The organism is Micromonospora noduli, assembly GCF_003264475.1.
GTDB lineage: Bacteria > Actinomycetota > Actinomycetes > Mycobacteriales > Micromonosporaceae > Micromonospora > Micromonospora noduli.
In genome coordinates, this window is sequence record NZ_PYAC01000033.1 from 192,368 (window position 1) to 212,031 (window position 19,664).

At 72.0% G+C, this 19,664-nt stretch carries 16 protein-coding genes; 11 read left to right on the forward strand and 5 right to left on the reverse strand.

Annotated elements, in window-relative coordinates; translation table 11 throughout:
- Positions 1–2: 2 nt before the first annotated feature.
- From MED15_RS25515 to MED15_RS25535, 5 genes are all read left to right on the forward strand, one after another.
- Positions 3–851: a hypothetical protein gene (locus MED15_RS25515; RefSeq protein ID WP_112585517.1), complete on the forward strand. Its 849-nt coding sequence runs from the start codon at positions 3–5 to the stop codon at positions 849–851.
- A complete protein-coding gene (locus tag MED15_RS25520) occupies positions 841–2,667 on the forward strand; it encodes a class I SAM-dependent methyltransferase (RefSeq protein ID WP_112737130.1) in 1,827 nt (608 codons plus the stop codon). Before MED15_RS25515 ends, MED15_RS25520 begins: the two co-directional genes overlap by 11 nt.
- Positions 2,664–3,437: a cytidylyltransferase domain-containing protein gene (locus MED15_RS25525; protein ID WP_225855159.1), complete on the forward strand. Its 774-nt coding sequence runs from the start codon at positions 2,664–2,666 to the stop codon at positions 3,435–3,437. The genes MED15_RS25520 and MED15_RS25525 overlap by 4 nt, the downstream gene beginning before the upstream one ends.
- On the forward strand, positions 3,434–4,510 hold the full coding sequence (locus MED15_RS25530) for a PseG/SpsG family protein (protein WP_112601686.1): 1,077 nt from the start codon (positions 3,434–3,436) through the stop codon (positions 4,508–4,510). The genes MED15_RS25525 and MED15_RS25530 overlap by 4 nt, the downstream gene beginning before the upstream one ends.
- Positions 4,511–4,590: 80 nt before the next feature.
- Positions 4,591–5,229 carry an alpha-ketoglutarate-dependent dioxygenase AlkB gene (locus MED15_RS25535; protein WP_112601685.1) on the forward strand — a complete coding sequence of 213 codons (639 nt, stop codon included), beginning with the start codon at positions 4,591–4,593 and terminating at the stop codon, positions 5,227–5,229.
- Positions 5,230–5,242: 13 nt separating this feature from the next.
- Here MED15_RS25535 and MED15_RS25540 read toward each other — a convergent pair whose 3' ends face one another.
- Positions 5,243–7,987, reverse strand: coding sequence for an AfsR/SARP family transcriptional regulator (locus MED15_RS25540; RefSeq protein ID WP_244220582.1), 2,745 nt, complete (start codon positions 7,985–7,987; stop codon positions 5,243–5,245).
- Positions 7,988–8,400: 413 nt separating this feature from the next.
- On the opposite strand from MED15_RS25540, the gene MED15_RS25545 reads away from it, so the two are divergent.
- Positions 8,401–8,973, forward strand: a complete 573-nt coding sequence (locus MED15_RS25545; protein WP_167457725.1) for a peptidoglycan-binding domain-containing protein — start codon at positions 8,401–8,403, stop codon at positions 8,971–8,973.
- 310 nt (positions 8,974–9,283) lie between these two features.
- Here the strand turns inward: MED15_RS25545 and MED15_RS25550 are convergent, their stop codons facing one another.
- The 3 genes from MED15_RS25550 to MED15_RS25560 form a co-directional block, all read right to left on the reverse strand.
- The gene (locus MED15_RS25550) at positions 9,284–9,802 is read right to left on the reverse strand and encodes a TrmH family RNA methyltransferase (protein ID WP_112699877.1); all 519 of its coding nucleotides are present in this window, start codon (positions 9,800–9,802) and stop codon (positions 9,284–9,286) included.
- 252 nt (positions 9,803–10,054) lie between these two features.
- Positions 10,055–12,538 (reverse strand): DNA gyrase/topoisomerase IV subunit A, encoded by a 2,484-nt coding sequence (locus MED15_RS25555; RefSeq protein WP_112585503.1) that lies wholly within the window; start codon positions 12,536–12,538, stop codon positions 10,055–10,057.
- 32 nt (positions 12,539–12,570) lie between these two features.
- Complete coding sequence (locus MED15_RS25560) at positions 12,571–14,628, reverse strand: DNA gyrase/topoisomerase IV subunit B (protein WP_112726669.1); 2,058 nt, start codon at positions 14,626–14,628, stop codon at positions 12,571–12,573.
- 277 nt (positions 14,629–14,905) lie between these two features.
- Between MED15_RS25560 and MED15_RS25565 the strand changes: the two genes are divergently transcribed.
- From MED15_RS25565 to MED15_RS25575, 3 genes are all read left to right on the forward strand, one after another.
- A complete protein-coding gene (locus tag MED15_RS25565) occupies positions 14,906–15,604 on the forward strand; it encodes a hypothetical protein (RefSeq protein WP_112726668.1) in 699 nt (232 codons plus the stop codon).
- Positions 15,605–15,788: 184 nt separating this feature from the next.
- Positions 15,789–17,045, forward strand: a complete 1,257-nt coding sequence (locus MED15_RS25570) for an SGNH/GDSL hydrolase family protein (protein ID WP_112699874.1) — start codon at positions 15,789–15,791, stop codon at positions 17,043–17,045.
- A 143-nt stretch (positions 17,046–17,188) separates the two neighbouring features.
- A complete protein-coding gene (locus MED15_RS25575; protein ID WP_112699873.1) occupies positions 17,189–18,052 on the forward strand; it encodes an alpha/beta hydrolase family protein in 864 nt (287 codons plus the stop codon).
- Between the two features lie 19 nt (positions 18,053–18,071).
- On the opposite strand, the gene MED15_RS33625 is transcribed toward MED15_RS25575, so the two are convergent.
- On the reverse strand, positions 18,072–18,242 hold the full coding sequence (locus tag MED15_RS33625) for a hypothetical protein (RefSeq protein WP_158629581.1): 171 nt from the start codon (positions 18,240–18,242) through the stop codon (positions 18,072–18,074).
- Between the two features lie 197 nt (positions 18,243–18,439).
- On the opposite strand from MED15_RS33625, the gene MED15_RS25580 reads away from it, so the two are divergent.
- Positions 18,440–19,069: a hypothetical protein gene (locus MED15_RS25580; protein WP_112585495.1), complete on the forward strand. Its 630-nt coding sequence runs from the start codon at positions 18,440–18,442 to the stop codon at positions 19,067–19,069.
- Between the two features lie 199 nt (positions 19,070–19,268).
- Positions 19,269–19,640: a hypothetical protein gene (locus tag MED15_RS25585; RefSeq protein WP_091401355.1), complete on the forward strand. Its 372-nt coding sequence runs from the start codon at positions 19,269–19,271 to the stop codon at positions 19,638–19,640.
- The last annotated feature ends 24 nt before the right edge of the window (positions 19,641–19,664 follow it).

Genomic DNA, 19,664 nt, shown 5'->3' on the forward strand with positions numbered 1-19,664 from the left:
TGATGCACCACGCCAACCACTTCTACGGCCACGCGCACGTGCTGGCCCGGTACGCCGGCCTCGGTGACCGGCACCCACCCCGGATCAACGGGTACGTGCAGCACGGCTGGAACATCGGTGACGGCCTGGCCCCCGGCCACCCGTACGCCGAACGCACCCCCAGCCTGCTCTGGTCGGAGCAGACCCGCCGCCGGGCCTGGTCCGTGGGGCGACGCAACGTGGTCGTCATCGGCGCGCCGTTCAGCTACCTGTTGGCCATGCGGCCCGAGGAACCACCGGCCGAGGAGCGGGAGGGCACCATCTGGTACCCGTTCCACGGCTGGGAGGGTCAACACGTCAAGGGCGACCACCGCAAACTGATCGCCCTCATCCAGGACACCGAGCCCGGCCCGGTCACGGTCTGCCTCTACTGGCACGAGTACCGGATGCGCAACGTGCGCCGGCTCTACGAGCGCGCCGGGTTCCGGGTGATCTGCCACGGCTACCGGGGGCACTGGTGGAAGGACACCGACCCGGAGTTCCTCGACCGACAGCTCACCGAGCTGCGCCGTCACCGCCGGGTAGCGTCCAACCGGCTGACCAGCGCGATCTTCTACGGCATCGCGGCGGGGTGCGAGCCGGCGGTCTACGGCGACCCGATGATCCTGTCCAACGAGGACCCCACCTTCGGCGGCACCGCTCGGATCCGACGGCAGTGGCCGCAGCTGCACGGCACCACTGTCGACCTGCCCACCGCGGTCGAGATCGCCCGCGCCGAGCTGGGCACCGACCACCGCTGCACGCCGGCCGAGCTACGCGAGCTGCTCGGTTGGGCGAACCTCCAGGAGGAAGAGGAAGACCGTGACGACTGAGACGGCACCCGCCGACCGGATCACCCTGCCGGGCGGCGAGATGCTGGCCTGGTCGGACCTGCCGCAGGAACGGCTGGCCAACGGGGGGCCGCTCGCCGCGCTGGCCGCCCGGTTGGTGCCGCCCGGCGCCCGGGTCCTGGTGGCCGGTCCACACGACCCGGCGCTGCTCGACCAGCTCACCCACGCCGAGGTCACCTGCCTGCTGCGCAGCCACCCGGACGCGGTGGCGCTGGCGCACCGGGCCGCCCGCGTGGTGGTGGGTGGCCCGGCCGGGCTGCCCGACGACGAGACGTACGACGTGGTGATCGCCGCCGCCGGGCTGGACCCGGTGGAGTCGGTGGAGGGCACCCGGCTCGGCTGGGACGCTGTGCTGGCGCGACTCGTCGCCGCGGTGCGACCGGGTGGCGCGTTGCTGCTGCGCCTGGACAACCCGCTGGGCCTGCACAGACTGGTCGACACCACCCCCTGGTACGCCCGCCGCGACGACTCCGCCTGGGCGATCGGCGGCGTGCTGGACCGGGCCCACCCCGCCAACCGGGACCAACTGCGCCAGCGCCTCGGCGCCGTGGGGCTGCGGCCGGCCGCGTGCTGGGCCGCGTACCCCGGTGTCAGCACCCCGACGGCGCTGCTGGACGCCGACCACCTCGACCGGGACGCGGGCTCCGGCCTGTTCGACGCGGTGCTGCACGGCGCCTGCGCCGGGGGTTTCACCAGCGCCACAGTGCTCCAGGACCCGGCCCGGCTCGCTGTGGACGCGCTGCACGCCGGGCGCGCCGCCGACCTCGCACCGGGCTGGCTGACCCTCGCCCACCGGCCCGCCGACCCCACGGACCCGACCACGCCGACCGTCGACCGGAACCTGCCGGTGGCTCTCGTGCAGACCGGTCGCCCCGGGATCGGCGTGCTGGAGGTGCTGAACGGCCCCTCGGGTTGGCGCTGGGGGCTCATCCCGACCACCGAGGCGACGACGCCGGCCGTCGCGCCGTTCGCCAGCCGCGAGGCCGCGTACCGGGACGCGGACGCGCTGTCCGGACCGGTGCCGTCCGGCCGGCTGCTGCGTACCCTGCTGCTCGACGCGGCCCTGCGCCGCGACCTGGCCGCCCTGCGCGCGCTGCTGCGCGGGTACGCGGGCTGGCTCGCCGACCAGGCCGACACCGACGGCCGAATCGCCGGCGCGGCGGCGCTGGCCGGCACCGACAACGTGGTGGTCGACGGCGAGCGGTACGGGGTGCTCGACCCCAGCTGGCGGGCCACCGCCGCGCTGCCCGGCGACGTGGTGCTCGCCCGCGGGCTGTGGCGCTTCGCCGCGGGCCTGCTCACCGGCGGGTACGCCCACCCGTGGTCGTCCACTCTCGACGTCGCGGGCCTGACCGTGGTGCTCGGCGGACTCGCCGGTCACGACCTCGACCGCGCGACCGTCAGCGAGGCGGTCGAGGCCGAGGCGGCCATCGCCGCCGCGCTGCACGGGCTGGGCGCCGACGGCACTGTCGGCCTCGCCACCGAGCTGCACGCCGTCGCGCCGACCGACCCGCCGGTCGGCGGGCACAGCTACCAGCAGCTACGCGAGGCGTGGCTGCGCCAGCGCGAGGAACTCACCCGGTTGGCCGCGCTGACCGCGTGGACCGAGGAGCTGCTCACCTCGCGAGAACGGGCGCTGCGCCGGGCCGAGACGACGATCGGCCTGCTCAGCGGGTCGCTCAGCTACCGGGTGGGCCGGCTCGCCATCACCCCGGCCCGCCTGGCCAAGCGGGGTGCCCGCGCCGCAAAACGTCGGGCCACCGCCGTGCTGGCCCCCAAGCAGGAGGAGCAGCAGTGACCGGCGTACCGGTGCCCGGGGTCTCCGCGGACGACGCGGGGCCACGGATCGTCGGCATCGTTCAGGCACGGATGGGCTCGTCCCGGCTGCCCGGCAAGGTTCTCCGCCCGCTCGCCGGACGCTCCGTGCTGGGCCGGGTCGTACGCGCCGCCTCCGACAGCGGCGTCCTGGCCGACCTGGTGGTCGCCACCAGCACCGACACGGTCGACGACGCGGTGGCCGCCGAGTGCGCGCGGCTCGACGTGCCGTGCCACCGCGGGCCGGTCGACGACGTGCTGGACCGGTTCCTGGGTGCCCTCGCGGCGCACCCGGGGGACGCCGTCATGCGGTTCACCGCCGACTGCCCTCTGCTCGACCCGGAGATCATCACCCTGGTCGCGTCGGTGTACCGGGCGGTCCCCGGGCTGGACTACGCGAGCACGTCGATCGCCCGGACCCTGCCCCGAGGGCTGGACGTCGAGATCATCCGAGCGGAGACGCTGCGTACCCTGGGCCGGCTCGCCACCGACCACCACCGCGTGCACGTCACCTCGTACGCGTATACCCATCCGGAGCTGTTCCGGGTGCTCGGGGTGACGCTCACGCCGGACCGCTCCGCGCTGCGGCTCACCCTCGACACCGAGCAGGACTGGACGCTGGTCAGGGCGATCATCGACCACTTCGGTGACGTCAGCGTGCCGCTGGCCAAGCTCGCCGACTGGCTCGACGGTCAGCCCCGGCTGCGGGCGCTCAACGCCGACGTACGACAGAAGAACCTGGAGGAGTCCTGAGCACCCTGAGGGTCGGGTTGCGCTGCGACGCCGGGCCACGGCGCGGCGTCGGCCACCTCGTCCGCTGCCTGGCGCTCGCCGAGGAGTTCCTCGCCCGGGGCGCCGACGTCACAGTGTTCGGCACCGTCGAACGGCTCGACTGGGCAACCTCGGAGCTGGCCGCGCGAGGCATCCCGCTGCTTCCCGGCCCGGACTCGGCGGCCGAACTGGTCGAGGTGGCCCGCCGACACGACCTGGACGTGCTGGTCCTCGACTCCTACGAACTGGACCCGGCCGGGGCCGGTGCCCTGCGCGCCGCCGGCGTCTACACCCTTGCCATCATCGACGGCGACAGCCGAGGCCAGGTAGCGGACCTTTACCTCGACCAGAACTTCGGAGCGGAGCTGCCCGGGCCGGGTTCCGGGGCGGCACTGCCCGGCCGGCTGCTCGCCGGGAGCGGGTACGCCCTGCTGCGCGACACCGTGATCAGCGCCCGGCCGCCGGTCGTCCCGCCCGCCACGGCGGTCAGCCGCCCCCGGGTGCTGGCCTTCTTCGGCGGCACCGACGCGGTCGGCGCGGCACCGGTCCTGACCCGGGTGCTGGTGGCCACCGGTCACCCGATGGACCTCACTGTCATCGTCGGGCGACCCGAGATCGAGGCGGAGGTCGACGATGTCGCGCCCGGCCGGGGGCAGACCATCCGGCCGGTCCCGCCCACCACCTCGCTGCCGGCACTGATCACCCAAGCGGACCTGGTGGTCAGCGCCGCCGGCACGTCCACCTGGGAACTCTGCTGCCTCGGCGCACCCAGCGCACTGGTCTGCGTGGTCGACAACCAACGTGAGTCGTACACCCGGGTGGTGCGGCACGGCCTGGTCGCCGGCCTCGGCGAGCTGCCGGAGCTGACCGCCGGTGGCGTCGCCGGACGAGCCGCCCGCGCGACGGCGGCACGGACCCTGCACGGGCTGCTCAGCTCGCCGCAGCGGCGCGCGACGCTGGCCGCGCGCGCCTGGTCCACCGTCGACGGGCAGGGCCGGGCGCGCGTGGTGGACGCGGTGTTCGACGCCGTACGCGCCGCCGCCGTCCCCGGCTGACCGCGGCGGGCCAAGGTCGGAGCGGGCCGGCACCGTTCGGCGCTAGCACGGGTGTACTAAAATGCTGCTAGGGTGGCCGTATGACGCAGGCCGCCTATCAGCCGTCGATGCTCGACCTGGCCGACGCCGGGCCAACGCTGGGGCCGCTGCCCGGCCAGATCCGCCGACACCAGCTCAGCCGGGGCGCCTGGGTCGACCACCTTCCCGGCTGGGTGCGCGGCTCCGACACCGTCCTCGACACCCTGCTCACCGAGGTGCCCTGGCGTGCCGAGCGGCGCACCATGTATGACGCCGAGGTCGACGTGCCCCGCCTGCTCTGCTGGTACGACGGCGCGAGGCAACTCCCCCATCCCGTGCTCACCGCCGCGCGGGCCGCACTCACCGAGCACTACGCGCCCGAGTTGGGCGAGCCCTTCGTCACCGCCGGCATGTGCCTCTACCGCTCCGGGCGCGACAGCGTGGCCTGGCACGGCGACACCATCGGTCGCTCGGCGCACACCGACACGATCGTCGCGATCGTGTCGTTCGGAGCACCCCGACCGCTGCTGTTGCGCCCACGCGGCGGCGGCGGCGAGAGCCAGCGCTTCCCGGTGGGCCACGGCGACCTGATCGTCATGGGCGGCTCCTGTCAACGCACCTGGGAGCACGCCATCCCCAAGACCACCCGACCCGTGGGCCCCCGGGTGAGCGTCCAGTTCCGCCCCCACAACGTCGCCTGACCGTGGCCCTGCACTAGGGCGTCAGACGTTCGAGGCGGTGGCGGACCTCCTCGGCTGCGGGGTCGCCCACGTCCTCATAGATCCGCGCGGCCAGGCGCCAAGCGGCAGCGGCAGCGTCCCGGTCACCCATCCCTTCCCGGGTGTCCCCGAGTCGGATGAGAGTCTCCGCCTCGTGATACCGGTCCGCGGAGTCACGAAAGAGTGTGATCGCCTGCTCGTAGCAGTTGGCCGCGCGGTCGCGTTCACCGAGGCGGTCGTAGGCGAAGCCGAGGCTGTCCAGCGTCGCGGCCTGACCGTTGCGGTCGTCGGTCCGTCGTTGCTGGTCGAGGGCCTCGCTGCAGCTGGCGATGGCCTGGACATAGTCGCCGGTGCTGGCGAGCAGCCAACCAATCGCGTTGAGCGTCCGGGCTTCGCCCGCGTGATTGCCGACCAGCCGGTAGAGCCGCAGCGCCTCGCGACCGTGTTCGAGCGCCTCGTCGAGCCGGCCGTCCAGGTAGCAGAGCTCGCAGTAGTTGTGCAGCGTCTGGGCCTGGCCGATCGGGTCGCCGAGACGTTCGTGCAGCTCAAGCGCGCGCTTGAGCCGGTACTCGGCAGTGGTGCGGTCGCCCAGTCGGGTCAGCGCGCGGGAGACCAGCCGGTTGGCGACGGCTTGACCGGCGAGGTCGTCGATCTTCTCCGCGGCACCCAGCGCGACCTCTTGGATGGCGAGCTGGTCCTGCCAGAGGCCGCGCGGCGCCACGAAGGTGGTCAGCGCCCACGCAATCTGCCAGGCATACGTCTCGAAGCCGTTCTCGGCGGCCTGTCGGACCACCCGGACCAGCACTCGATGCTCCGCCGTGAACCAGGCGAGCGCGCCGTCGTGATCGGTCACCGGTCGCCTGGCGGATACGGGCAGCGGCGGCATCGGCTCGATCGGGGGCCACTGCGGCTGGAGTAGCCGGGCGGCGGGATAGGCGGAGTGCAGGTAGTGGTCGTACAGGCGATGTCGGGCTGCGACGTGCTCGTCGCCGCGCTCCGACGACTGTGCGAGCTCGGCCGCGTAGGCGCGCAGAAGATCGTGGAAGGCGAACCGGCCGGGCGCGTGCTCCGCCAGCAGATGGAGCCGGGTCAGTTCCCGCAGGATCGGCGTAACGGCCGCAGCCGACTCACCGGCGAGCGCCGAGGCCGCGGCGGTGGTCAGGTCCGGGCCCGGATGCAGCCCAAGCAGGGTGAACAGCCGGGCCGCGTCCACCCCCAGGGCCAGGAACGACCACGAGAAGACGCGCCGGACGTCGCCGTCGGCCAACGCGTCCAGCCTCGCCTCGGCCGAGTGCAGTTCGGCGGCGATCGCGCTGAGCGGGAACGTGGGATGGGTCGCGACACGCGCCGCCACTATCGACAGTGCCAGCGGAAGCCGGCCTGCGGCCTCGATGATGTCGGCCACCGCCACCGACTCGGAGGCGAGCCGGCTGACCCCGAGACGCCTGGCGAGCAGGCTCCTCGACTCCTCCGCCGTCAGTACGTCCAGTGTCAACGGCGTGGCACACTCGGCGGCGATCAGGCCGCCGAGCCGGTCACGGCTGGTGACCACGACCATGCAGCGGCCCGCACCGGGCAGCAGGGCGCGCACCTGGGCGGAGTCGCGAGCGTTGTCGAGCACCAGGAGCATCCGACGGGAGGCCAGCAGGCTGCGGTAGAGACCAGTCCGGGCCTCCATGTCGGAGGGTATCCGGGCGTGGGGCACACCGAGCGCTTCGAGGAAGCCGGACAGGGCGTCGGGCGGGGACACCGCGCCAGCTTCGTCGTAACCACGAAGGTTCACATAGAGCTGGCCGTCCGGGAAGCGGTCGGCAACCCGGTGCGCCCAGTGCAACGCCAGCGCCGTCTTGCCGACTCCGGCCATGCCGGACACCACAGAGATGGCCCCGCTCGTCGGCCCCTCAGCCCCGCCGTGCAGAAGCCCGTCGAGGCCCGCCAGCTCGACGTTGCGTCCGACGAACTCCGGCACCGCACGCGGCAGTTGCTCGGGGCGCTGGATGAGCGGCCCCACTGTCGTCTCCGGCGCCGGCCGGTCCGGCCCGGTTGGCGGTTGCGCCGTCAGGCCCGGGCGGTGATGCAGGATGTCGTCGTACAGCGTGACGAGCTCGGGTGCGGGATCGAGGCCGGTCTCCTCCGCCAGCGCCTGTCGGGCCTGCCGGAAAGCATCCAGTGCGCCAGCCACGTCTCCGATGCGGTACAGGCCCACCATCAGCTGGCCCCACGCCCGCTGCCGCAGCGGATGCCGGTCGAGCAGGCCGCGCAACCGGTGCACGACATCGGCCGACGCGCCGAGGGCCAGCACCGCCTCGGCGTAGTCCTCCTCGACGAGCAGCCGGCGCTCCTCCAACTGCGCCACCCGCCGAGCCAGTGTCGAGCGCAGCGGGAGGTCGGACAGCGGCGCGCCACGCCACAGGCGCACCGCGGCGGAGAGTTCGGCCTCGGCCCGGTCCAGATCGGAAACGGCGAGCGCCTCGCGGCCCCGCGCCGCCGCAGCGTCGAACAGGTCCACGTCCCGTTCGTCTGGGCCCACCCGCAGCAGGTAGCCGCCGGCCGCAGCGGTTATCCCATCCCAGGTCGCCCCACCGCCCAACGACCGCCGCAGCCCGCGCACATAGGTGCGCAAATTCGCGGCGGCCGACGCCGGTTCTTCGTCGCCCCACAGCATCGCGGCCAACTCGTTGGTGCCGACGACCTCATTCGGGCGCAGCAGCAGGGTCGCCAGCAGGAGACGCTGCTTCACCGAGCCCAGTGGAACCGACCGGCCGTCGCGGTACACCCGGAACGGGCCAAGGAGTTCGAAACGCAACCAGGCACCTCACATGTGGGCGCTGCCATGTGCCGCCACGCCTACAGCACCCGGATGACGCGGGCGAGTAGATGAGCTGTGCGTGAGTTGTACGGCGGTTGTACCGGCCCCACCGTACCTTCTCCACGGGGGGCCCGGAGCGGTGAGGACGGTTCTACCGTCCTCACCGCCCCATCCAAGAGCACCGATCGCCAGGCCTGGTTGCACGACGGTGGCGCGAGGCCAAACGGGACCGTCTGTCCACCTGGCACGAGGCCACCTCGCCTGGTCGTGCCAGGTGTGACACCGCCGGCTGGCGCAACGCCCCAGCACCGCTGCCCCTCATGAATCCCGACCAGAGGAGATACATGTCGTCGCACCGCTCCACCCGCCGCGTCCTCAAGAGAGTCGCGATGCCCGCCATCGGCGCGGCACTGGCCATCGGCATCAACGTCACCATCGCCACGCCGGCCGCGGCCAGCGGCTCCTACACGGGCCGGGCGTTCGTCCATGGCACCGGCGCGGTGTCTGACGACTTCGATGACGAGGGCGTCACCAACGTCACCACGCACCGCAACTCGAACGTCGCCTGTCTCTGGCAGACCATTCTCTGGGCGAATGGCTACCTGCCCTCCTCCGGGGTCGACGGCGTCTTCGGCGACCAGACCGATGCCGCGACGAGGAACTTCCAGCGCGACAAGGGCCTCTCAGCGGATGGCTCCGCAGGCCGGAACAGCTGGACGAAGGCCGGCGACAAGCTGGTGCAGCACGACAACCAGAACGGGTGGCTGTACGTGGTGTACCACGGGGCGACGGGTTCCCGGAGCCCGTACGGCTCGCACCAGTTCGTCCTACAGCGTTCGCCCGACGGGAACTACCGGTTCTACCCGCCGCAGGGCAGCGGCCCCTACTGGGCCGCCTACAACTCCCGCACCTGCTGACCTCGCCCAGGACCACGACGGGGCGGATGCCGGGCCAGCCCGTGTCCCGATCCGGAGGAAAAATACGAAGTTCAACGGCTACACCGGTGTCATCGACGGCATCGCCGGGCCGGGCACCAAGGCGGCGTTCTGGCGCAAGGCCCCTACTCCAACCCGGCGGTCTGACCAACTGAGCATCATCGCGAGTGGCCCGACCCCCACTCGGTGACCAGCGACTCGCAAGGTAGGTCCGGACGCGACGGGACCGTTGTCCGGACCTACCTTGCGGCTCTCCGGCCTGATCGCCATTGATCGGCGACCGGGCGCCCCACTAGAGGAGGCCGGCCAGTTTGTAGAGGACCAGGGAGCCGGCGACCGCGACGTTCAGGCTGTGGCCGTGGCCGACCATGGGAATCTCCACCGCCGCGTCCAGCTGGTCGAGCGCCTCGGGCGGAATGCCCGTCGCCTCGTGCCCCAACAGCACCACGGTGCGCCCCCGAGCGGCGGGCAGATCACCGAGCCGGACGGCCTCGTCGGCCAGTTCCACCCCGAGGACCCGGGTGCCGGCGGCCCGTTCGGCGGCCAGCCAGCGCAGCGGACTGCCGACCCGGTGAACGCAGCCCGGCCGCCGCAGCGTGTTGCCCCGGGCCACTGCCTCGTCCACCCAACGAAACGGGGGCACGGCGAGGCAGGCGCCGACCGCGTCGCACGTACGCAACAGGGTGCCCAGGTTCGCGCCGTGCAGCGGCCAGAGCGGCGCGGCGATCAGGTGACCCCAGCAGCGGTGTGGCCGGGGACGGCGGGCGGCGCGTAGCTCACGCCTCGGCCGGACCCGGATGGCGGCGCTCACGCCGCACCGGCGACTCCGCCGGACAGGAAAGAAATCATGTTGAGGGGCGCTTCGCGGTGCACCCGGACCCTCACCGACAACAGAGGGCACCACCCTACCGTGCTGGCGGAGACCCCACCCCGCATGATCGTGCTCGACCCGGGATCGAGTGGCATCACCGCGTCGGTGATGCCACTACTTCCAGGATCGAGCACGATCTTCGGGCCGCATGTGTCGGGCCGGCCCCGGGGACGGCCCGACAACGCGGGTGGGTCAGTCGCGTTCGATCAGGTGGCCTACCACCGTCGGGCCGAGCATCACCGCGAAGCCGCTGCCGTCACGGCGTGGGTCCGCCGCGGGCAGCTCCACCGGGTCGCCGGTGGCGGTCGCGCCGACCGGTCGCGGGCCCACCCAGGCGACGGCCACGTCCGTCTCACCCTTGAGGAAGCGGTGCGCACGCACGCCGCCGGTCGCCCGACCCTTCGCCGGGTACGCCTTGAACGGCGTCACCTTGACCGTCGCGCCGGTGGAGGTGACCACCATCGGCTCGCCGTGCCCCGGATCGTCGGTGCGCACCGCGCCGAAGAACGCGACCCGCGCCCCGGCCGGCAGGTTGATGCCGGCCATCCCGCCGCCCTTGAGGCCCTGCGGCCGGACCAACCCGGCGGGGAAGCGCAACAGCGACGCCTCCGAGGTGACGAAGGTCAGCGTCTCGGTGCCGTCGGTCAGCCAGGTCGCCCCGACCACCTCGTCACCGTCTCGCAGACCGATCACCTCGAACTCGTCGGAGCGCACCGGCCACTCCGGCGAGCAGATCTTCACCGCGCCCTGCCGGGTGCCCAACGCCAGCCCCGGTGAGCCCTCCGCCTGCCCGCCCAGCGGGGCCAGGCCGACGACGGTCTCCCCCGCCGCCAACGGCACCAGCTCGGCCGCGGACATACCGCCACGCAGTGACACGGTGCCCGCCTGCTCGGGCAGCACCGGCAGCGGCAGGACGTCGACCTTGAACGCCCGACCGGCGCTGGTCAACAGCAGCACCCGACCACGGGCGGTGGAGTGCGCGATGGCGCGTACCGTGTCGTGCTTGACCCGGCCGTTGCGTCGGCGCCCCTCGGAGCTCTCCTCCGACTCGGCAGCGGTTCGGGCGACCAGCCCGGTCGCGGAGAGGATCACCTGGCACGGGTCGTCGGCGACCTCCAGCGGGCCGGCCGGCGCGGACGCGGCCAGCACCTCCTTCAGGTCACCGTCGACAAGCGTCGTACGACGTTCGGTGGCGAACTGCTTGACCACGGCCGCCAGCTCGTCGGAGACCACCTTCCGGAGCACCCGCTCGTCGTCGAGGATCTTGCTCAGCTCGGCGATCTCGGCGCGCAGCCGCTCCTGCTCGGCCTCCAACTCGATCCGGTCGAACTTGGTCAGCCGGCGCAACGGAGTGTCCAGGATGTACGTGGCCTGGATGTCGGAGAGGCCGAACCGGCTCATCAGCCCGTCCTTCGCGGCCTGCGCGTCGTCGCTGCCCCGGATCAGCCGGACCACCTCGTCGATGTCCAGCAGCGCGATCAGCAGACCGTCGACCAGGTGCAGCCGCTCCTGACGCTTGCGCCGGCGGTACGAGGTGCGCCGGGTGACCACCTCGTACCGGTGGGCCAGGAAGACCTCCAGCAGCGCCTTGAGGCCCAGCGTGCGCGGCTGCCCGTCGACCAGGACCAGGTTGTTGACGCCGAACGACTGCTCCAGCGGGGTGAGCCGGTAGAGGTCGGCGAGCAGCGCCTGCGGGTTGACTCCGACCTTGCACTCGACGACGAGCCGGGTGCCGCTCTCCCGGTCGGTGAGGTCCTTGACGTCGGCGATGCCGGTCAGCCGCTTGGTCTTGGTGACCTCGTTGGTGATCGCGGCGATGACCTTCTCCGCACCGACGCCGTAGGGCAGCTCGACCACTGTGATCGCCTGACGGCCCCGGCTGCCCTCGATCGGGCCGATCTCCACCTTGCCGCGCATCCGCACCACGCCACGCCCGGTCTCGTACGCCCGGCGCACCTCGTCCAGCCCGAGCAGCACCCCACCGGTGGGCAGGTCGGGGCCGGGGACGAACTCCATGAGTTTGTCCAGAGTGGCGTCCGGGTGGTTGATCAACCAGCGGGCCGCGGAAACGACCTCCGCCAGGTTGTGCGGGATCATGTTGGTGGCCATCCCGACCGCAATCCCGGACGCGCCGTTGACCAGCAGGTTGGGGAAGGCCGCCGGCAGCACGGTCGGCTGGGTCAGCGACCCGTCGTAGTTGGGCTCGACGTCGACCGTGTCCTCGCCCAGCTCACCGACGAGCAGCATGGCCTCGCGGGACATCCGCGCCTCGGTGTAACGCGAGGCTGCCGGCCCGTCGTCCGGTGACCCAAAGTTTCCATGCCCATCGATGAGCGGCACGTTGAGGGAGAAGTCCTGCGCGAGGCGGACCATGGCGTCGTAGATCGCCGTGTCCCCGTGCGGATGGTACTTACCCATTGTATCGCCGACAATTCGGGCAGACTTCACGTGCCCACGGTCGGGGCGGTAGCCCTGCTCGTACATCGACCAGAGGATGCGGCGGTGCACGGGCTTGAGGCCGTCGCGGGCGTCGGGCAGGGCTCGGGAGTGGATGACCGAGAACGCGTACTCCAGGTAGGAGTCGGAAACCTCGGTGACCAGCGGGTTGTCGAACACCCGCGCGCCGGCCTGGTCGAACGAGGAGAGGTCGACCTTGTTTTCCTTACGGCGTGCCATGACTCAGCTCTCCACTGGAACGGAACGGGCGCTCATGCGTCGATCGCATCCCGGTCGACGCGGTCGGCGGAGTCGATGAGCCAGTTGCGACGCGGCTCGACCTTCTCGCCCATCAGCAGTTCGAGGATGCGTTCGGCGGCGTCGACGTCATCGAGGGTGATCCGACGGACGGCCCGGGTGGCCGGGTTCATCGTGGTGTCCCACAACTCGTCGGCGTCCATCTCACCGAGACCCTTGAACCGTGGGATGGGCGTGACGATTTGCTTGCCGGCCTTCTCCAGCTTGCGGACCGTCGTCTCCATCTCGGCCTGCGTGTAGGTGTAGACGGTCTGCGGGCTGCGCCCCTTGGTGGTGATCTTGTGCAGGGGCGGCATCGCGGCGTAGAGCCGACCGGCCTCGATCAGCGGCCGCATGTACCGGGCGAACAGGGTGATCAGGAGCGTACGGATGTGGGCGCCGTCCACGTCGGCGTCGGCCATGATCAGCACACGGCCGTAGCGCAGCGCGGAGAGGTCGAAGGTGCGCCCCGAGCCGGCGCCGAGGACCTGCACGATGGCCGCGCACTCGGCATTGTCCAGAACCTGCTGGAGGTTGGCCTTCTGCACATTGAGGATCTTGCCGCGGATCGGCAGCAGCGCCTGGTATTCCGAGGAACGGGCCATCCGGCTCGTCCCCAATGCGCTGTCGCCCTCGACGATGAACAACTCGCTGCGATCGATGCCGGTGGCCCGGCAGTCGACAAGCTTCGGCGGCATGGACGCGCCCTCCAGGGCGGTCTTGCGCCGGGCAGCGTCCTTCTGTTGCTTCTGGGTGAGTCGCACCCGGGCTGCGTCGACGATCTTCTGCAGGACGGTGCGCGCCTCGGCCTTGGTGCGCCGGTCCTCCAGCCAGGCCTTGATGTGCGCGTCGACCAGGGACTGGAGAACCTTGGTGATGCCGGTGGTGGAGAGCTCGTCCTTGGTCTGCGAGGTGAACTGCGGCTCGGGGATCCGCACGTGCACCACCGCCGTCATCCCCTCCAGGACGTCGTCCAGGGTGGGCGGCTCCTCCTTGGCCTTGAGCAGACCGCGGGTGTTGCGGATCGCGTCGGCGAGCGCGCGGACGAGCGCCCGCTCGAAACCCTTGCGGTGGGTGCCGCCGTGCGCGTTCCGGATGGTGTTGGTGAAGCACTCGACGGTGCGCTCGTAACCGGTGCCCCACCGGAACGCCACCTCGACCTCGGCGCGCCGCTGCACGTTGGACTGCATGACGCCGTTGGCGTCGGCGGCGTTCTCCCGGTAGGTGCCCTCGCCGTTGACCAGCAGGGTGCCGGAGACCGGGCGGTCGCCGGCCGGGGCGAGGAACTCCACCATGTCGCTGAGCCCGTTGGGGTAGTGGAACCGCTCCTCGGCGGGCGCCTCACCGGTCAGGTCGCGCAGCAGGTAGGTCACGCCGGGGACCAGGAACGCGGTGTTGCGAAGCTTCATCCGGACGGCGTCGACGTCGAGCGCGGCGCCGGTCTCGAAGTAGCGGGCGTCGTGCCACCAGCGGATCGAGGTGCCGGTGCGCTGGCCGCGCTTCATGGCACCGGTCACCTGGAGCCCGGGGCCGGCGGTGAAGGGGGCGTCCGGCCCGTCGCCGTCGAAGATGCCCGGGACGCCGTGCCGGAACGACATCGCGTGGATCTTGCCGGCCCGGCGGACGGTCACGTCGAAGCGGCGGGACAGCGCGTTGACCGCCGATGCGCCGACGCCGTGCAGACCGCCGGAGGTCTTGTAGCCGGAGCCGCCGAACTTGCCGCCGGCGTGCAGCCGGGTCAGCACCAGCTCGACGCCGGAGATGCCGGACTTGGCGTGCACGTCGGTGGGGATGCCGCGGCCGTCGTCGTCGACCTGCACCGAGCCGTCGGCGTGCAGGATCACCTCGACGTGGCTGGCGTAACCGGCGACACCCTCGTCGGTGGAGTTGTCGAGGATCTCGTTGACGAGGTGACCCACGCCACGGCTGTCGGTGGAACCGATGTACATGCCGGGCCGCTTGCGGACAGCGTCCAGCCCCTCAAGGTGGGTGAGGTCATCGGCCCCGTACAGGGTGTCAGGCTCTGCGGTCAACTGGTCGTACTCCCCGGTCTCGGCGGTGTGCTGCCGGTCACCGGCGACATCAGCCGGCGTGGCGCGCCGCAGCGAGCCTAGCCCGAGGCTAGGACAACCACCGGAGGACCTACGCGACCCGCCGCGCGCGCCCCTCCGGACGTGAGCCAACGAACAGCCGCCGCGTGATCATGGGACCACGCAGAGACACCGCCACCGGTACGCTCAGCCATGATCGCGGCCGGTTGAGCGCGGGGTGCACGCCGGACCGGGTCGAGGAGATCGGGAGGCGGTCGAGGTGGACGAGACGATTCGCGACGCGCTGCGGCGCTCCCTCGGCACGCCGGCCCGGCGGTGGCTGCTGGTGGGCACCCTGGTGACCGGGCTGCTGGCCGCCGTGGCGCTGGTCGCGACGGCGGATCCCGCCGACCGGACCTTCGCCGAACTCTCGGGCACCGTGCAGAGCCTGATGTCGGTCGCGACCCCGCTCTTCGGCATCCTGCTGGTACGCGACCAGCGCCGGGCGCCCATCGGCCTCCGGGTTCTGCCCACAGTGCTCGCGGTGGGGCTGCCGGCGGTCGTCATCGGCGTGGTCGGCGTGCTGATCTGCGCCGCGACGCTGGCCCTCACCCCGGCCGACGTCGCCGACGCGCCGTGGCGGTTCGCCTTGACGGTCGCGGTGGGCAGTGTGCTGGTGCAGGTCGTCGCCGGCCTGGTGGGCACCGGGCTGGGCCTGTTGCTGCGCTCGGTGGCGCTGGCGTTCCTGGCCACGATCATCCTGCCGCTGGGGCTGTTCGCGCTGCTGGGTGCCGTGGACGCGCTCCGTCCGGCGCAGCCGTGGCTCACCCCGTTCGGCAGCGTGCGCAACCTGCTGTCCGGCGAGATGAGCGCGCTGGGGTGGGTGCAGTGGCTGTGCGTACTCCTGATCTGGGGTGTCGGGCTGAACGCCGTGGGCGCGGCCCTGTTGCACCGCCGCGGCCGCCCGGCCGGTCGCTGACTCCACGCCGAGGGGCGGTCGACAACCCGGAGCGCGGGTCCTATCTCGACGCGGTAGCCCGTCATGCCTACGGGCGCATGTCTTTCGTCGAACGAATCTGTTAAGGGCCATTGACGCCTGTCGCGCCGGGGTGATCTGATCGCGCTCTCAGAGAATCTTTCATCTTTCGATGGTTGGGGGCCCCATGCCCAGGTTCCGGCGTACCGCGCTCGCCGCGGGACTAACGATCGCCATGGCCGCGTTGTCGACCGCCGTCGCGCTGCCCGCACCCGCGTCCGCCGCGTTGCCCACCGCCGCGGTGGCACTCGGGGACAGCTTCATCAGTGGCGAGGGCGCCGGGGCGTACACCCCGGTCGTCGACGTCAACGGAGTCAGCCAGGGCTTCCCCGGTTGGACCGCGGCGAACAACAACGCGTTCTTCTGCCACCGCTCGGCGAACGCCTCGCTCAACCAGGCCAACCTGCCAGGCATCCAGAACCGGTTCAACCTGGCCTGCTCCGGTGGTCAGCCACACGACATCGCCAACGCCTCCCAGGCGCGGACCAACGGTCGTACGGTCGCCTCGCAGCTGAGTCAGCTACGCGCCGTCGCGCAGACCCAGGACATCGACCTGGTGCTGGTCGGCCTCGGCTCCAACAACAGCTCGTTCACCTTCGGCAGTGTCGCGGAGAAGTGCGCCAACCGGTTCATCGCCGACGCCTGGACCGGCTGGTGGGAGTTCTGGGCGTACCTGAACGGGCCGGTGGAGCAGAAGCCGTGCAGCGACGCCGACCTGGCCACCGCCGCGCAGCTCAGCGCCGCGACCGCCGAGACCACCGCGGCCGTACGCCAGATCCTGACCACCCTCGACCAGGTGGACGCGGACGGGCAGCACCGGGTGGTGTTCCAGGACTACACGAACCCGCTGCCGCTGGACCTGAACCCGCAGTTCCACGAGGAGGACAGCCGGGACGACACCCGGGACAAGTTCCGTGACCTGGGTGCCGAGCGGTACGCGGGCGGTTGCCCGATCCACCGGGCCAGCCTGGCGCCGGGGCACCGCTTCTCCCAGGGCCTGGGCAGCATCGTGAAGTCCACCCGGGACACTCTGGCCGCCGAGTTCCCCGCCGACGAGCTGGTGTACCTGAACGTGCAGCAGGCCTTCAACGGTGCCCGGCTCTGCGAGCAGACCAGCAGCCCGAGCGGCGCGCTGGCCACTCCGATCCGGCTTCAGGACGGTGCGACCGGCACCTTCGTCACCAGCCTCGCCGGCAAGGACAAGATCGCCATTCAGCGCATCGCCAACACCTGCGTCACCTACTTCCAGACCTGCCAGGAGTCGTGGCACCCGAACGCCACGGGGCACCAGGTGCTCGGCCAGTGCCTGAGCGGCGCGGCCTCCACCAGCGCCCGTTCGGTGGCCTGCGTGCGGGCCACCAACGGGGCGATCTCGGTCTCCTGACCGCAGCGTCCTTCGGAGGGCTTCGCCGTTCGGCGGGGCCCTCCGTCGCGTCCGTCGAGCGCGCGGCACGTCTGCCCACCGCTGTCGTGGACCCCAAAGGTCTGCTGCTACCCGCCGGTAACGTCAGGCCGTAGTCTGGGCCGATGAACGGGGACCCGGAGTACGCGCAGGAGTACGTCGACGTCGACGGTGGCCGGTTGGGTGTGCAGGTCTATCCGGAACCGGACGGCGTGTCGGCCGCGCCGGTGGTCGTGATCTGGCCCGCGATGGGGGTCCGGGCCCGGTACTACCGGCCCTTCGCCGCCGCGCTGCGCGCCGCCGGGCTGGCAGTGGTCGTGGCCGACCTGCGCGGCACCGGGGCGAGCACGCCCGCGCCGAGTCGGGCGGACCGGCACGGTTACGCCGAACTGGCCGACGACGTCGGCGCCGTCCTGGCCGCCCTCAAGCCACGTCTGGACGGACGCACCCGACTGCTCCTCGGGCACTCGCTCGGCGGGCAGGCCGCGCTGCTGCACCTCGCCCTGCACGGCAGCGACGAGGTGGACGGGTTGGCGCTGGTGGCGGTCGGCATCCCGTACTGGCGGAGCTACCCGGGCCGGCGCGGCCTCGGCGTACTGCCCTACACCCAGGGGATCGCCGCCACGGCGGCGCTGCTGGGGGTCTGGCCGGGCTGGGGCTTCGGCGGTCGGCAGGCACGCGGCGTGATCCGCGACTGGGCCCACACCGCGCGAACCGGCCGATTCCCCCAGCTCGACGGTACGGACACCGAGGCCGCCGTCCGCGCGGTGCGGACCCCGGTGCTGGCCGTCAGTGTGGACGACGACCAGTTCACCCCGCACGAGACCATGGACCACCTCTGCGCGAAGCTCGCCGACGCCCCCGTTACCCGGGAGCGGTACACAGTGGCGCAGGCCGGTACGACGTTGGACCACTTCACCTGGGTCCGCGCCAGCATCCCGCTGGCGCGGCGGATCGCCGGTTTCGTCGGCGACCTGCCGCCCCGCTGAGCCGTACCGGTCGGTCGGCTCACTCGTCCTGGTCCAGCGGCACCAGTTCACCGTCGCGTTCCACCTGAATCTCGGCGTGCTCCTTGCGGGGTGCGACCTCTGCGGTGTTCCGGTGTGGGTCGTTGTCGGGGTGCATGAGCACTGCGTCTGTTTTGGGGGTCTTCTCCCGGCTCTCGTCCGGCTGTGACATCGCGTTCCCCTCTCGTCGGCGTCGCTCGGGATCTACCCACCACCGGGCGAGTGACTCCTGCTCGGGGCAGATCGACCCGCCGACGCCAGGGATGTCCGGTAGCGGCCCTCCAGGGCGCGGATCGGCCCGCCCGGGGCGGGGTTAGCCGCCCGACCGGCGGGTAAGCCGCACCGCCCGACACGGCGGAAGGGGATCACATGTCCGAACGGCACACCGCACTGCGCTCGATGCACGATCTGGGCCTGGCGGCCTGGTTTGGCGGCTCCCTCATGGGTGCCTTCGGTGTCAACGGCGCAGCGGCGAAAATCAGCGACTCGACCCAGCGACTCCCGGTCGCCTCGGCCGGATGGTCCAAGTGGACCCCGGTCAACGCGGCCGCGATCGGCGCCCACCTGGCCGGCGCCGTCGGCGAGCTGGTGACCGAGAGCCCACGGGTGGCGGCCCAGTCCGGCGTAGGCCGGGCCAGCGCCATCAAGACGGCGTTGACCATCGGCGCGCTGGCGGTCACCGGCTACAGCCGGTTGGTCGGAATGCGGCTGGAGAAGGCCGGCGGGCCGTCGGTGAGCGGCGCCACCGAGCCGAACCACCAGACCCCGGCCAGTGTGGCCTCGTCGCAGCGGCAGATGAAGCTGCTCCAGTGGGCCATTCCGGCTCTGACCGGGACGCTGGTCGTGGTCACCGCGTACATGGGTGAGCAGCAGAAGCCCGGACAGGTGTTCCGCGGGATGCTCGGTCGCACCGGTGGGATAAAGGGCGCCTCGAAGACCATGATCAAGATGGCGGGGATGAGCAACGGCAAGCGGCCGATGGCGATGGCCGGACGCTGAACGTCGGGCCGGTCGTCGTCCCGCCGCCACCTCGACGGCGGGGCGCTGGCCGGCCCTACGCGCGCACCGGAGCGACAACGGATGCCACGTGCGCGGCGGCGTGCCGGCGACATGTCGTGCGCCGCGCTCGGGCGGGCGGTCCGGGCCCGAGGACGGCACATCGTCCGCCGCTGGCGGCGGACCGACGAGCGGGGTGGCCATGACGGCGCACAAGGGACGCAGCGGGGACAACGACCGGCTGGAGCCGGAAGCGACCAAGCCGTGGGGTACCGGCGACGGCTTCGACGCCGACGCGCCCTGGGGCACGGCCGACGACTCACCGATGGACGAGGGCAGCGAGGAGACCGCGGTGCCCGAGGGACGGCGCGGCGAGCGACGCGCGGGTGCTCCGGCGGGCCGGTCGGACCCGGCGGGACGGCACGGCTTCGGCTCGGTCGAGCCGACCCGTACGACGATGGCCGGACCGGGTGCCCCACCCGATCCCGCCCCCAGCGGCCGGAGCTTCCCCGACGACGCGGACATCGGCGAGTCGACCCAGGACGCCCTGCGCAGCCGGGGACGACGGTCCTGAGCGGACCGGCGTCCGGCCGGGCAG